The sequence below is a fragment of the Brevundimonas sp. genome, from assembly GCF_036963785.1.
Classification (GTDB): Bacteria; Pseudomonadota; Alphaproteobacteria; order Caulobacterales; family Caulobacteraceae; genus Brevundimonas.
Genome location: NZ_JBALUS010000003.1, coordinates 208,777 through 223,287, shown reverse-complemented (window position 1 = coordinate 223,287; position 14,511 = coordinate 208,777). Strand labels below are relative to the sequence as shown.

The window sequence follows — 14,511 nt, the reverse complement described above, 5'->3', positions numbered from 1 at the left end:
TGGCGTCGGGATTGTCCCGGCGTCCAGACGAAGCGACCGGATGACCGACGAGAACGACAAGACCCAGGACGGCAAGACGACCGAGACCTCCAGCGCCACAGGCACGGGCGCCGCGACCCCGCAGACGGGTCCGCGTGCACCGCTGAGCCTGAAGCCGCGCGCCACGGGCTCCGTCTCGACCGGCACGGTCCGCCAGAGCTTCAGCCACGGCCGCACCAAGACGGTTGTGGTCGAGACCAAGCGTCGCCCCGGAGCGCCGGTCCAGCCGCGCACCCAGGGCTTTGACGTGGCCGGGCGCCGCCCCGCCCCGCCCCGGGCCGAAGCGCCTGCGCCGCGCCCCACCGATGCCGGGGGCCTGTCGTCCGAGGAACAGGAAGCCCGCCGCCGCGCCATCGAGGCCGCCCAGGCCGAACGCGCCGCTCGTGAGAAGGCCGAAGCCGCCGAGCGTGCCAAGCGCGACGAAGCCACGCGCAAGCTGGCCGAAACCGCGCAGAGCGAGGCCGCTGCCGCCAAGGCCGCTGCCGAAGCCGCCCGCGCCGAAGCGGCCAAGCTGAACGCGGCTGCGCCCAAGCCGACCCCCGCTCCGGCCAAGGCTGCACCGGTCAAGGCCGAGGCTCCGGCCAAGGCTGAACCAGCGGCGGAAACGCCGGCACCTGCCGCGCCGCCTGCGGCCCCCGAAGCTCCGGCTCGTCCGGCGCGTCCGGCGGTCAATTTCGGCCAGCGCGTGCCCAAGCCTGGCCAGCCGCGCCGCGAAACACCCGAGCGTCCGGCCTTTGGTGGCCGGTCGGCGCGTGAAGTGGCCCTCAGCGGACCGCCCGGTGGCGCCGCCGGTCGGCCCCGTGTGCCCAGCGAGCCCGTTCGTTATTCCGCCAATGCCCCGCGCCCCGCGCCGGGTGCCGCGCCCGGTGGGCGTGGTGCGCCCGCAGGTCGGGGGGCGCCCGCCGCTGCCCCGGCGACGCCCGAGGTTTCGCGTCCCGCCCGTACTGCCGGCGGTTTTGCCGGTCGCGCCGGTCGTCCCGAGGATGACCGGGATCGTCGCTTCTCGGACGCCGGTCCGGGCAAGGCCATCAGCCGCACGCGCGGTGAGCCCAAGCGCCGCGAAGGCCGCCTGACCATCCAGGCCCTGGCCGGCGGTGACGAGGACGCGGCCGAACGCATCCGCTCGCTCGCCTCGGTCCGCCGGGCCCGCGAACGCGAGAAGGAAAAGCGCAAGGGTGGCACCTCGGAAGTGCCGAACCGCCCGCGTGAGGTTGTCATCCCCGACGTCATCACCGTTGGCGATCTGGCCATCCGCATGGCCGTGCGCGGCGTCGACATCGTCAAATTCCTGATGCGTCAGGGCATGATGATGAAGATCAACGATGTGATCGATTCCGACACCGCCGAACTGGTGGCCGACGAATACGGCATGACCGTCCGGCGCGTGTCCGAGTCTGACGTCGAAACCGGCTTCCTGGCCGAGGCGGATGACGAGGACGCCACCACGCCGCGCTTCCCGGTCGTGGCCGTCATGGGTCACGTCGACCACGGCAAGACCAGCCTGCTGGATGCCCTGCGCACCACCGATGTGGCCACCGGCGAGGCCGGCGGCATCACCCAGCACATCGGCGCCTATCAGGTTCGCCTGAAGGACGATCAGCGCGTCACCTTCCTCGACACGCCCGGCCACGCGGCCTTCTCGGCCATGCGGGCGCGCGGCGCCAATGTCACCGACATCGTCATCCTGGTAGTGGCGGCGGACGACGGCGTCATGCCCCAGACGATCGAGGCCATCCAGCACGCCAAGGCGGCTGGAGCCCCCCTGATCGTGGCGATCAACAAGATCGACAAGCCGGGCGCCAATCCGCAGAAGGTCATCAACGAGCTGCTGCAGCACGAGGTCATCGCCGAAAACCTGGGTGGCGACACCCAGATGATCGAGGTGTCGGCCAAGGAACGCACCAATCTCGATGTGCTGCTCGAGGCCGTTCTGGTCCAGGCCGAGGTCATGGACCTGCGCGCCAACCCGGGCCGTTCCGCCGAGGGCGTGGTGATCGAGTCCAAGCTGGACAAGGGCCGTGGCCCGGTCGGCACCGTGCTGGTAAAGCGCGGCACCCTGCGTCGCGGCGACATCGTCGTGGCCGGCGCCGCCTGGGGCAAGGTTCGCGCCCTGCTGGACGAGCGCAACGCCCAGCTGGACGAGGCCGGACCCTCGGTCCCGGTCGAAATCCTCGGCCTGGACGAGCCGCCCTCTCCCGGTGAAGTGTTCGCCGTGGTCGAAAGCGAGGCCCGCGCCCGCGAACTGACCGATTTCCGCGAGCGCAAGCAGCGTGAAAAGGCCACTGCCGCCAACCCCGTGTCGCTGGCAGACATGATGGCCAAGCTGGGCTCGAAGAAGATCTCGGAACTGCCTGTGGTCATCAAGGCCGATGTGCAGGGCTCGACCGAAGCCATCGCCGGTTCGCTGCAGGCCATGGGCAACGACGAGGTCCGCGCCCGGGTCGTGTTCCAGGGCGCCGGCGGTATCACCGAGAGCGACGTCAACCTGGCCAAGACGGCGGGAGCCCCCATCCTGGGCTTCAACGTCCGGGCCTCGAAGCAGGCGCGCGAGCTGGCCGATCGGGAAGGGGTGGAGATCCGCTACTATTCGATCATCTATGACCTGCTCGACGACATGAAGGGCGTCCTGTCCGGCATGCTGGCGCCGATCCAGCGTGAGACCTGGCTGGGCAACGCCAAGGTGCTGCAGGTGTTCGACATCTCCAAGATCGGCAAGATCGCCGGTTGCCGGGTGGCCGAAGGCGTGGTCCGCAAGGGCGCCCGCGTCCGCATCATCCGCGACGATGTCGTGGTGCTGGAACTGGGCACGCTCAACACGCTCAAACGCTTCAAGGATGAGGTCAACGAAGTGCCCTCGGGCCAGGAATGCGGCATGCAGTTCCAGGGCTTCCAGGACATCAAGGAAGGCGACCTCATCGAGTGCTTTACCGTCGAGGAGATCAAGCGCGAGCTGTAATCGCGCCTGATCCCTGCCCCACCGGAGACCGGTCATGAAACGACTTGCCACAGGCCTTCTGTTGCTCGCCTTCATGGTCGGCCCGGCGGCGGCGGAAACCCGCTTCTGGGCCTATGACGCCTCCGACCGCATCACCCAGGCCCTGACGCAGGGCATCACCATCGAGATCCGGCGCAACTTCTTCGGCGCCGTCAGCGTCCAGCGGCTGTTCTCGACCACCGCGCGCGGCTCGGCCGAGATCCGTCGCGGCGGCCCGCGGGAGACCCGGGCTGCCCTGCCCGAGGGCGTGCGGGCCAATGACGTCTATGGCATCGTCAAGGAAGGCGACGGGCGGGGGCTGGTGCGGGCGCTGTGCCCCGGTGCCGATGACGCCTGGCTGCTGACCGGCCGGATCCGTCAGGGCGATCCCATCACCCTGCACGCCGTGGGCCGCTGGACCGACGGCACCTATCGCCACTGTGTGACGCTCAGCTATTCCTATCGCGGCGAATGGACCCTGCCCGAGGGCGCTTCGCCCCAGCCTGACGAAACCTCGCCCTCGACGCGATAGGGCTTCGAACCGTCATGGATCGCTGTTAGCGTTAACCCATGTGTCCCGATCCGTCCCGCCAGAGCGCCGCATGAGACGCCTCCTCGACCTGTTCGGGGTGCTGGTTCTGGTGCTGTTGCTGTCGGCCTTTGACGAGCGCAGCGCCGAGCAGACCGTGACCCGGGCCCGCGCCGAACTGACCGACATCTGGACGCGCGTGTCAGCCCCCGCCGCGTCGGCCCCGACCCTGCCGACCCGGGCTGTGGATCATGCCCTGCGCGGCCCGTTCGCCGCTTCCGGCTCGACACCCTGGCCCCTGATGCATGCCGAAGGGGCGCAGCTCGACATCACCGGCCTTGGCGTTCTTCAGACCCGGCCGCACCGTATCGGCACCGGGTCCGAGCCGCCCTTTGCTGCGGCGGGCCTGGCCCCGGGGCAACAGGTTGAGCTGCGCGAGATCACCGACATCACGCCTTCTGCCGGAAGCCGGCCCCTGTGTGCCGAATATCCGGCCCGCTATCTGGCGCTGGCGGTTCAGGGGCAGACCCTGCGACTGCTGGCCTTTGCCGGCCGGCCCGAGGGCGACGCCCGGGCTTGCGCCGATCTCGCCTTCCATATTCCCTGAGCACCGGGCATTGCGGAGATGAGCATGAGCGGGGCCTTTCGCATCCTGATCGCGGGGCTGGTCGGCGTGGTCCTCGGTCTGGTCAGCTGGTCTGAGTCCGGCCCGGACCTGCCCCTGAACGGGCCAGACGCCGTGCCGGTGCGGGTCGACAGCAACGGCTTTCACACCGATCTGGTCATGGATCGCGCGCCCCTGATCGCGCGGGGCGGACCGCTTGCCGTGCTGGTCGCCGGTCTGGGCCCGGGCGAGGCCGTGCGGATCGGCTGGGGCGATGCCCGCTTCTATGTCGACCAGACCCCGATCACCGCCCGCCTGCCCGACGGGGTCCGGGCCCTGTTTGCGCCCGACAATCCCTCGGTCGTCATGCTGAGCCCGCTCAACCGGGTCAGCCCTGTGAGTAATCCCGACCGACAGGTTGAGCTGCATCTGTCTCCCGACGCCTTCGAGGCCCTGGCGGCCCGGATCGAGGCTTCGCTGGACCTGCCCGGCGGCGCCCCCCGGCTGAGCGCCACGGGACCCGACGGGCGCACCCGCTTCTATGCCTCGACCGAGACCTTCTGGATCGGACGGATGTGCAACCGCTGGACCGCCGAGGTGCTGGAGGCCGCCGGTCTGACCGTCCATCCGGGGCGGACCCTCGTCGCCGGCTCCGTGCTGGCCGATGCCCGAAATGCCGCCACGCTGGACAGGGCCGGTCGGGGCGACTAAACCGCGCCCCCTTGTCGTCCGGCCCCTTGCCGGTCACTGCTGATCGAGAAAGACCCCGCCATGAGCCGACGCAAACCCGGCGCCACGGCCGGCTACGGCGCCAGCCAGCGCCAGCTACGCGCCTCGGAATTGATCCGCCACGCCCTTGTCGAGGTCATGCGCGAGAACGAGATCCGCGACCCGGCCCTGATCGGTGTGTCGATCACCGTCACCGAGGTCCGGCTGTCGCCCGACCTGAAACACGCCACCTGTTTCGTCGAGCCGCTGGGCGCCGGGGTCGATGCGACCGATGTCGGCGGCCAGGTCGACGAGATCGTCAAGGCGCTGAACGCCCACGCCAAATTCCTCCGCGGCGCCCTCGGCCGGCACATCGACATGCGCTTCACCCCCGATCTGCGCTTCCGCCACGACGTCAGCTTCGAGGCCGCCGAGCGGCTGAACCGGCTGCTGGACGATCCGCGGGTCCAGGCGGATGTGTTCAAGCCCGACGACGGGGACGAGGGCGGGGACGCCTGATGGCCCGCCGCAAGCGCGGTCAGGCCGTGCACGGCTGGGTCTGCCTGGACAAGCCGCTGGAGCTCGGCTCGACCGAGGCCGTCTCGATCGTCCGCCGCCTGTTCGATGCGCAAAAGGCGGGCCATGCGGGCACGCTCGACCCCCTGGCCACCGGCATACTGCCCATCGCCCTGGGCGAGGCGACCAAGACCGTCCCCTTCATGATGGAGGCCGAAAAGGTCTATCGCTTCACCCTCACCTGGGGCGTGTCGACCGACAGCGTCGATGCCGAGGGCGCCGAGATCGCCCGGTCGGATGTGCGCCCCTCGCAGGAGGCCATCGAGGCTGCCCTGCCCACCTTTGTCGGCGAGATCGAACAGGTGCCGCCGCGCTTTTCCGCCATCAAGGTCGATGGCCAGCGCGCCTATGACCTCGCCCGCGACGGCGCCGAGTTCGAGCTGAAGTCCCGGCCCGTCACCATTCATGAGGCGACGATCACCGCCGCGGACACCGACCGGGTCGAGATCCGGGTTCGGACCGGCAAGGGCGTCTATATCCGCTCGCTGGCGCGCGATCTGGCGCTCATGCTGGAGGCCGAGGGGCATGTTACCGCCCTCCGGCGCGAACAGGTGGGGCCGTTTTCGACGGAAAACGCGGTCTCGCTGGATATTCTTCGCGAAATGGTGCATAGGGGCGCCGCCTCGGAAGGTCTTCTTCCGGTTACGACCGCTCTGGACGACATCCCGGATCTGGCCGTGACCGCGACGGATGCCTTCTCGCTTCGGCAGGGACGGCCGATCCTTCTGCTTCCCCGACAGATCGAAACCCTGAAAGCCCGGCTCTCGCCCGGCTCGCGGACCGTTTCGGCCTTCGAGGACGGAACCCTGGTCGCCCTCTGTCAGATGCGGGCCGGTCGACTTGAACCCGACCGCGTTTTTAACCTCCAGCCCTCAAGCAGCGAGGCCCCGCGGGCCGAGCGGTAGGGCAAGAAAAGGACTCACACGATGTCGATTACGCCTCAACGCAAGGCCGAAGTCATCACTGAAAACGCTCGCGGCATCGCCGACACGGGCTCCGCCGAAGTGCAGGTCGCCATCCTGACGGAACGGATCGCCAACCTGACCGAGCATTTCAAGACCCACAAGAAGGACAACCACAGCCGTCGCGGCCTGCTCAAGCTGGTGTCGCAACGCCGGGGCCTTCTGGACCACCTCAAGAAAGTCGACGAAGGCCGCTATGCCGCCCTCATCGAAAAGCTGGGCCTGCGCCGCTAGGTTCAGGTGACGGGAAGGGCCGCCTTCGGGGGGCCCTTTCTCTTATCCGCCGCAGGGCGGACGGAGGCAGCACGCCTCCACGACGCGAGGGCCACGCCGGTCCTCTTCCATCCCGCCCGGGTGCGACAGCGCCCCCGGGTTCCTGGGCCCGAAGGACTGAGACAAGCCCTGACTGTCCGCCCCCATCGGCAATTCGGCCATGGGACACGAAAGAGAAAATATGTTCGATATCAAACGCAAGACCATTGAGTGGGCCGGTCGCCCGCTGACGCTGGAAACGGGCCGCATCGCCCGTCAGGCGGACGGCGCGGTTCTGGCCACCTATGGCGAGACCGTGGTTCTGGCCACCGTCGTCTACGGCCGCGCGCCCAAGCCCGGCCTCGATTTCTTCCCCCTGACGGTCAACTATCAGGAAAAGACCTTTGCCGCGGGCCGCATCCCCGGTGGCTATTTCAAGCGTGAAGGCCGTCCGACCGAGAAGGAAACCCTGGTTTCCCGCCTGATCGACCGTCCGATCCGCCCCCTGTTCGTCAAGGGCTTCAAGAACGAGACCCAGGTGGTCGTCACCGTTCTCCAGCACGACCTGGAAAATGATCCGGACGTGGTCGGCATGGTCGCGGCATCTGCCGCCCTGACCATCTCCGGCGTGCCCTTCATGGGCCCGATCGGCGGCGCCCGCGTCGGCTACATCAACGGCGAGCTGGTCCTGAACCCGACGATCGACCAGATGCCCGATTCCGACCTCGACCTGTTCGTGGCCGGCACCCAGGACGCCCTGATGATGGTCGAGTCCGAGGCCAGGGAACTGTCGGAAGACACCTTCCTCGAGGCCCTGATGTTCGCCCACCGCGGCATGCAGCCGGTCATCGATGCCATCATCGACCTGGCCGAACACGCCGCCAAGGAGCCGTTCGACTTCACGCCCGAGGATCACTCGGACGTGGTCGCCTCGATCAAGAAGCTGGTCGGCGACGACATCAAGGCCGCCTACACCCACAAGGCCAAGCACGCCCGCCACGAAGCGGTCGGTGCCGCCAAGAAGAAGGCCGCCGAGGCCCTCCTCAAGACCGAAGAAAACCCGGACGGCGTCGACTCGGGTGCCTTTGGCGCCGCCTTCAAGACCTGCGAAGCCGAAGTCCTGCGTCGCGACATCATCGACAACAGCAACCGCGTCGATGGCCGTGCCCTCGACAAGGTCCGTGACATCGTCTCGGAAGTCGGTGTCTTCCCGCGCACCCACGGTTCGGCCCTGTTCACCCGCGGTGAAACCCAGGCCATCGTCGTCGCCACGCTCGGCACCGGCGAGGACGAGCAGTACATCGACGCCCTGACCGGGACGTACAAGGAGAAGTTCCTCCTGCACTACAACTTCCCCCCCTATTCGGTCGGGGAAACGGGCCGCATGGGCGGCGCCGGTCGTCGCGAAATCGGTCACGGCAAGCTGGCCTGGCGCGCCATTCGCCCGATGCTGCCGTCGTCGGAAGAATTCCCCTACACCATCCGTCTGGTCTCCGAGATCACCGAGTCGAACGGCTCGTCCTCGATGGCCACGGTCTGCGGGTCGTCGCTGGCCCTGATGGATGCGGGTGTGCCGCTCAAGAAGCCGGTCTCGGGCATCGCCATGGGCCTGATCCTGGAGCCCTCGGGCGAGTTCGCCATCCTGTCGGACATCCTGGGTGACGAAGATCACCTCGGCGACATGGACTTCAAGGTGGCCGGCACCCGTGACGGCATCACCAGCCTGCAGATGGACATCAAGGTCGCCGGTATCACCGAGGAGATCATGAAGAAGGCCATCGCCCAGGCGTCGGCCGGTCGTCTGCATATCCTCGATGAAATGGACAAGGCCATCGACGGCGCCCGTTCGGAACTGGGCGAGTACGCGCCCAAGATCGAGTCCATCAAGGTTCCGGTCGACAAGATCCGCGACATCATCGGCACCGGCGGCAAGATCATCCGCGAAATCGTCGAAAAGACCGGCGCCAAGGTCAACATCGAGGACGACGGCACCGTCAAGATCGCCGCCTCGGACCAGGAAAAGATCGACGCCGCCAAGAACTGGATCTCGTCGATCGTGTCCGAGCCCGAGCCCGGCACCATCTACTCCGGCAAGGTCGTGAAGGTCGTCGACTTCGGCGCCTTCGTGAACTTCTTCGGGGCCAAGGATGGCCTGGTTCACGTGTCCCAGATCGCTCTGGAACGCGTCGCCAACCCGGCCGACGTCCTGTCGGAAGGCCAGGAGGTCAAGGTCAAATTCCTCGGCTTCGATGATCGCGGCAAGACCAAGCTGTCGATGAAGGTGGTCGATCAGGAAACCGGTGAGGACATCACCGACAAGATCAACGCCGAACGCGCCGAACGCGGCGAGCCGCCGCTGTCGGACGACACGGGCGGTCGTCCCAAGCGTGAAGGCGGTGGTGACCGCGACCGCAGCCGCGGCCGTCGTCGCGACTGACGCGCAGATCCATGACTGAGGAAGAGGCCCCGTCGGAAACGCCGGGGCCTTTTTCGTGGCCGCGACCCGTCTCCTCCCCATTTTATGGGGAGGGGGACCGCGGAGCGGTGGAGGGGTTCTTTGCCGCGCACTCGCCCTCAAGAGCCCCTCCGGCCCGTCGGCCGCGCCGCCGCGCCACCTCCCCATCTTCGATAGGGAGGAGACCTGTGGTGCGACAGCCGCCCCGAAATTCCCTCGCCCCTTCAATAGCCCCGCAGATTCCCGCACCGTTCTGCCCGCCCTGGCTGCCGCGTCCGCCATACTGTCCGGTTGCCAGACCTCCCGGTTAGCGGAGGCGCGAATTCAGACGGTTCAGACGGTTCAGACCATTCAGACGGTTCAGACTATTCAGACGGTGTTTTTCCTCCCCTCTCCCGACGGGAGAGGGGGCAGGGGGTGAGGGCTCTTCGTGTCCGTCGGCGTGGGCCGTCGCACCGGTCCTGCCACGGCGTTCGCCGACGGTCACCTCCGCCCCTCATCCGGCGCTCTCGCGCCACCTTCTCCCATCGGGAGAAGGGATGAAGTCTGGCGGGCGGAGAGTCCATTCCAGACGGTTCAGACTATTCAGACGGTGTTTTTCGATGAGTGCAACGCATCCGAATTCGGCCTATGGCTGGTTTTCCGCCCCGCCTGAGCCAACGCCCGTGAGCCCGATCCTGTGAGCCTGCCGCCCGAGACCGTTCCGACGCCCGAGGCCACGGCCACCACCCGCCCTGGCGGGACCACCCCGGCCGCCCCCGCCCGTCGCGAGGGCGGGATGATGCGGTCCTCAGCAATTTTCAGCGGCCTGACCCTGATCAGCCGGGGGGCCGGCTTTGCCCGCGATGTGGTGATCTCGGCGGCGCTCGGCGCCTCGGCCGGGCCCGCCGCCGACGCCTATAATACGGCCCTCAGCTTCCCCAATCTGTTCCGGCGCATCTTTGCCGAGGGGGCCTTTGCCGCCGCCTTCGTGCCCGCCTATGCCCGGACGCTTGAGACCGACGGCCCCGAGGCCGCCGACCGCGTCGCGACGCAAGCCCTGGCCATGGTGGCCATGGTCACCGTCGTCCTGACCATCGTCGCCCAGCTGGCCATGCCGTGGATCATGACGGTCATCAACGTCGGCTTCCTCAATGACCCCGCGCGCTTCAAGCTGGCCGTGGTCCTGACCCAGATCACCATGCCCTATCTGCCGTGCATGGCCGTCGCCGCCCTGCTGTCGGGCGTGCTGAATGCGCGGGGCCGGTTCATCGTCTCCGGCGCCTATCCCATTCTGCTGAACCTGATCATGCTGGTCGCCGTCATTCCGGCGACGGGAGGCCAGGTCGGCGCGGCCTACGCGGCGTCCTGGGCCGTGCTGGCGGCAGGCGTCGCCCAGGCCGGCCTGTGCTGGTGGGCCGTGCGCAAGGCCGGAGCCAACATCCATCTGGCGATCCCGCGCCTGACTCCGGCGGTCAAGGCCATCATCATCACCGCCATCCCCGCCGCCATCGGCAATTCGGCGACCCAGCTGAATGTCTTCGTCTCCGGGAATCTGGCCAGCTTCGTCGACGGCGGCCGCAGCTGGCTGGCGACGGCCGACCGGCTGTATCAGCTGCCGCTGGGACTGGTCGGCGTGGCCATCGGCATCGCCCTTTTGCCGCGTCTGTCGGCGGCGGTGGCCTCCAATGACCACGAGCGGCAGAAGACCTCGATGGATCAGGCCGTGCTCTTGTCCATGGCCCTGACCCTGCCGGCTGCCGCCGCCCTGATGGGCATGCCCTATTTCCTGATCGATGCCCTGTTCACGCGCGGCGCCTTCCTCGACGTCGATGCCCGCGCCACGGCCGAGGCCCTGTTCCAGTTCGGCTGGGGCGTGCCCGCCTTTGTGCTGATCCGCATCCTCGCCCCTGCCTTCTTTGCGCGCGGCGATACGAAGAGCCCGATGCGCTTTGCCCTTGTGTCGGTGGCGGTCAATGCCGTGGTGGCCGTGGGCCTGTTCTATTCGGGCATGGGCGTGCCCGGCATCGCCGCCGCCGTCAGTGCCGCGGCCTGGTCCAATGCCGGCCTGCTGGCGCTGACCCTGTGGCGGCGCGACCATTACCGGCCCGGCCCGGCGCTGGTCTCGCGCCTGATCCGCATCGCCTTCGCCGCCGCCGGCATGGGCCTGCTGGTCGCTGTCGCCACCTGGGGGCGGCCGTACTATGAGCCGTCGATCGGACAGGCCCTGTCCGGCCTCGGCCTCGACCACGGCGCCAAGGAGCTCTCGGTCCTGCTGGTCACGGCCCTCGGCGGCCTGGCCTATGCGGTCCTTGCCTTCGCGACCCGCGCGGTGCGTATCTCCGAGCTGAAGGCGCTGGTCCAGCGTGGCAACGGCGGCAAGGCCTGATGCGCACTCTTGCCACCCCGCCCCGGCTGGGGCATGGCCCTGACCATGACTGATACGCCTCCCGTCTATTCCGGTCCGCGCCGCATCCTCAGCGGCATCCAGGCCTCGGGTGCCCTGCACCTCGGCAACTATCTGGGCGCGCTGAAACGCTTCACCCAGCTTCAGGACGCGGGGGCCCCCTGCTTCCTGTTCGTCGCCGACCTGCACGCCATCACCGTCTGGCAGGAGCCCGAGAAGCTGGCCGCCCAGACGCGCGAGATCGCCGCCGCCTATCTGGCCTCGGGTCTCGACCCGGCGCGCTCGGTGATCTTTCCGCAGTCGGCCGTGCGCGCCCATGCGGAGCTGGCCTGGGTGTTCAACTGCGTCGCCCGCCTCGGCTGGCTGGACCGCATGACCCAGTTCAAGGAGAAGTCGGGCAAGCACAAGGAGCGTGCCTCGGTCGGCCTCTATACCTATCCGGTGCTGCAGGCCGCCGACATCCTCGTCTACAAGGCCACTGAGGTGCCGACCGGCGAGGACCAGAAACAGCACCTCGAGCTGACCCGCGACATCGCCCAGAAGTTCAACAATGACTTTGGCGTGCCGGGCTTCTTCCCCATCCCCGACCCCGTCATCCAGGGCCCGGCCCCGCGCGTGATGAGCCTCCGCGATGGTCAGGCCAAGATGTCCAAATCGGACCCGTCCGACCTGTCGCGCATCAACCTGACCGACGACGCTGACACCATCGCCGCCAAGGTGCGCAAGGCCAAGACCGACCCCGAGCCCCTGCCCGAGACCCTGGACGGGCTGGAGGGACGGCCCGAGGCGAAGAACCTCGTCACCCTGTATGCTGCCCTGTCGGACCAGACGAAGGAGGCTGTGCTGGCCGAATTTGCGGGACAGGGCTTTGGCGCCTTCAAGCCCAAGCTGGCCGAGGTGGCGGTCGCCGCCATGGCCCCGGTCACCGCCGAAATGCGCCGCCTGATGGCCGACCCCACCGAGATCGACCGCGTGCTGGCTGACGGCGCCGAACGCGCCGCCGCCGTCGCCGACCCGGTCGTCGACGAGGTCAAGCGGATCGTGGGCTTCTGGCGGGCCTAGTCGCGGATTTCGGACGGGGTATCCTGCCGGCAGATGACGCTCTGCGGGTGGGGCGATAGAGGAAGGGCATGAGCCCCCATCATCCTCTTGATCGGCCGATCTGGTCCGCCCTCACCGGGCGACAGGCCGCCCTGGCGATCCACGAACCCGGCGCGGTGCGACTCCGCCCCGACATCGGCAATTTCGCGGCCGTCCGGGACGCCGACGGGGTCGGCGATCTTGCGGCCCTTGTCGAGGCGGCCCCCGGCGCGGGCTTTCTGGAAGCAGAAGGCTCGGACATGGTCGACGTGCTGCCGCCCGACTCCACCAGCGAACTGCGTGCCGTGCTGGCCCAGATGGTCTGCCGGACATTGACGCCCGGCCCCTCGGTGGCGTGGGAGCCGCTGGGCGAGGCAGATGCGGAAGCCATCCACGACCTTGCGATGCTGACCAAGCCCGGCCCGTTCCGGCGCCGGACCTTCGACTTTGGCGGCTTCATCGGCATCCGGGAGGGCGGCCGGTTGATCGCCATGGCCGGGACGCGGCTGCGTGTGGCAGGGTTCTCCGAGGTCTCGGCCGTCTGCACCCATCCGGACCATCGGGGCCGGGGGCTGGCCAGGGCCCTGATGCGCGAGGTCTGCAGCCGCATTCTAGATCAGGGCGACGCCGTGTTCCTGCACGCCTTCGCGGACCGAACCGCCACCATCGCCCTCTACCGATCGCTGGGCTTCGAAATTCGCCGGCGTATCGTCTACACCGTACTCGAAACCCCGGAGGGCCGCTGACATGAGCACCTATACCGCCACCGTCGACTGGTCGCGCGGCGATCAACCGTTTACCGACGGGGCCTATTCGCGGGCGCACGACTGGCGGTTTGACGGGGGCGCCGTGGTGCGGGGCTCGTCGGCCCCGCCGGTGCCGGGCTCGGACCCCGCCGCCGTCGATCCGGAAGAGGCGTTGGTGGCGGCCGTGTCCGCCTGCCACATGCTGTTCTTTCTGGCCTTTGCGGCCAAGGCCGGCCTGACGGTCGACCGCTATACCGATGCGGCCGTGGCCGAGATGGGCCGGGACGACCGGGGCAAGGTTTCCATCACCCGGGTGACCCTGCGTCCCGATATCCGCTGGGGTGGCGAGGCGCCCCCGGCCGAGGTGCTGGATGACCTCCACCACCGCGCGCACGAGGCCTGCTACCTCGCCAACTCCATCCGGGGCGAGGTTGTCGTCGAGCCCGTCTAGAGGGCCGGCGCCAGATCCGTCAGCAGGGCGGTGAAGCGCCGGATCGCCTCCTTTGCCAGCTCGGGGTCATGGCGCATCGGCGGGGCGCTCATCGGCTCATCGAAGGAATGGGTGCCCTCGGCGATCCAGGTCTCCACCTCGGCGCCGCAGTTGCGGACCATGGCATGGACCCGCTCGGCATTGCGGACCGTCGTCAGGTGGTCGGTGCGGGCGATGACGCCGATGGTCTTCGGACAGTGCCGCCACGGCTTCATCCGGTTGGCCGCGAGGAAGCCGACGTAAGGGTAGGCCAGCCAGGCGCCTTTCACCCCTGCGAGGTCACAGGCAGCCGGGTCCGACAGGCCGAGCGCGCCGGGGCGGGGATCGGCGCTCATGGCCTCCATAATGCCCCAGCCGCCGTGGCTCCAGCCGGCGAGGCACAGGCGACCGGCGTCGACCTCGGGCCGGCATGACAGGCCGTCGATCGTGGCCAGCACATCCCCGCCCCGGGCGTGTCCGCGAAAATGCAGGCCGGTGCAGACCGTGGCCATGGCGAAGGTGCGGTTCCACCCCCGGGCCGCATAGGAATCAATGATGTATGCCCGCCAGCCCGCTGCCTTGGCCGCCTCGGCATAGAGGGGCAGGTGGTCGCGGACGCCGCCGCAGCCGTGGAACAGCAGCACCGCCGGGCGCGGCCGGTCGTCGTCCGGCCCGAGAACCGTCACATGTGGCTCCAGCCGGGCCCAGCGTTCCGCAAGCGTGTCCATTGA

At 68.6% G+C, this 14,511-nt stretch carries 13 protein-coding genes; 12 read left to right on the top strand and 1 reads right to left on the bottom strand.

Annotation, left to right across the window (positions count from 1 at the left end; all coding sequences use genetic code 11):
• Positions 1-40 precede the first annotated feature (40 nt).
• The 12 genes from infB (at position 41) to V7672_RS07720 (ending at position 13,762) form a co-directional block, all read left to right on the top strand.
• On the top strand, positions 41-2,995 hold the full coding sequence (gene infB / locus V7672_RS07775) for a translation initiation factor IF-2 (RefSeq protein ID WP_335624027.1): 2,955 nt from the start codon (positions 41-43) through the stop codon (positions 2,993-2,995).
• 34 nt (positions 2,996-3,029) lie between these two features.
• Positions 3,030-3,545, top strand: coding sequence for a hypothetical protein (locus tag V7672_RS07770; RefSeq protein ID WP_335624026.1), 516 nt, complete (start codon positions 3,030-3,032; stop codon positions 3,543-3,545).
• A 70-nt stretch (positions 3,546-3,615) separates the two neighbouring features.
• The gene (locus V7672_RS07765) at positions 3,616-4,149 is read left to right on the top strand and encodes a hypothetical protein (RefSeq protein WP_335624025.1); all 534 of its coding nucleotides are present in this window, start codon (positions 3,616-3,618) and stop codon (positions 4,147-4,149) included.
• Between the two features lie 24 nt (positions 4,150-4,173).
• Positions 4,174-4,857 (top strand): DUF2459 domain-containing protein, encoded by a 684-nt coding sequence (locus V7672_RS07760; RefSeq protein ID WP_335624024.1) that lies wholly within the window; start codon positions 4,174-4,176, stop codon positions 4,855-4,857.
• A 60-nt stretch (positions 4,858-4,917) separates the two neighbouring features.
• Positions 4,918-5,373: a 30S ribosome-binding factor RbfA gene (gene rbfA, locus V7672_RS07755; RefSeq protein ID WP_335624023.1), complete on the top strand. Its 456-nt coding sequence runs from the start codon at positions 4,918-4,920 to the stop codon at positions 5,371-5,373.
• The gene (gene truB, locus V7672_RS07750; RefSeq protein ID WP_335624022.1) at positions 5,373-6,335 is read left to right on the top strand and encodes a tRNA pseudouridine(55) synthase TruB; all 963 of its coding nucleotides are present in this window, start codon (positions 5,373-5,375) and stop codon (positions 6,333-6,335) included. The genes rbfA and truB overlap by 1 nt, the downstream gene beginning before the upstream one ends.
• A 21-nt stretch (positions 6,336-6,356) precedes the next feature.
• Positions 6,357-6,626 (top strand): 30S ribosomal protein S15, encoded by a 270-nt coding sequence (gene rpsO / locus V7672_RS07745; protein WP_335624021.1) that lies wholly within the window; start codon positions 6,357-6,359, stop codon positions 6,624-6,626.
• A 220-nt stretch (positions 6,627-6,846) separates the two neighbouring features.
• A complete protein-coding gene (gene pnp, locus V7672_RS07740; RefSeq protein WP_335624020.1) occupies positions 6,847-9,081 on the top strand; it encodes a polyribonucleotide nucleotidyltransferase in 2,235 nt (744 codons plus the stop codon).
• A gap of 796 nt (positions 9,082-9,877) precedes the next feature.
• Positions 9,878-11,467 (top strand): murein biosynthesis integral membrane protein MurJ, encoded by a 1,590-nt coding sequence (gene murJ / locus V7672_RS07735; RefSeq protein WP_335624408.1) that lies wholly within the window; start codon positions 9,878-9,880, stop codon positions 11,465-11,467.
• A gap of 45 nt (positions 11,468-11,512) precedes the next feature.
• Complete coding sequence (gene trpS / locus V7672_RS07730) at positions 11,513-12,547, top strand: tryptophan--tRNA ligase (RefSeq protein ID WP_335624019.1); 1,035 nt, start codon at positions 11,513-11,515, stop codon at positions 12,545-12,547.
• A 68-nt stretch (positions 12,548-12,615) separates the two neighbouring features.
• Positions 12,616-13,311, top strand: a complete 696-nt coding sequence (locus tag V7672_RS07725) for a GNAT family N-acetyltransferase (RefSeq protein ID WP_335624018.1) — start codon at positions 12,616-12,618, stop codon at positions 13,309-13,311.
• 1 nt (position 13,312) lies between these two features.
• Entirely contained in the window at positions 13,313-13,762 is a 450-nt protein-coding gene (locus V7672_RS07720) for an OsmC family protein (protein WP_335624017.1), read from the top strand.
• Here the strand turns inward: V7672_RS07720 and V7672_RS07715 are convergent.
• A complete protein-coding gene (locus V7672_RS07715; RefSeq protein WP_335624016.1) occupies positions 13,759-14,508 on the bottom strand; it encodes a dienelactone hydrolase family protein in 750 nt (249 codons plus the stop codon). The two genes, V7672_RS07720 and V7672_RS07715, sit on opposite strands and share 4 nt — an antisense overlap.
• Between the last annotated feature and the right edge of the window lie 3 nt (positions 14,509-14,511).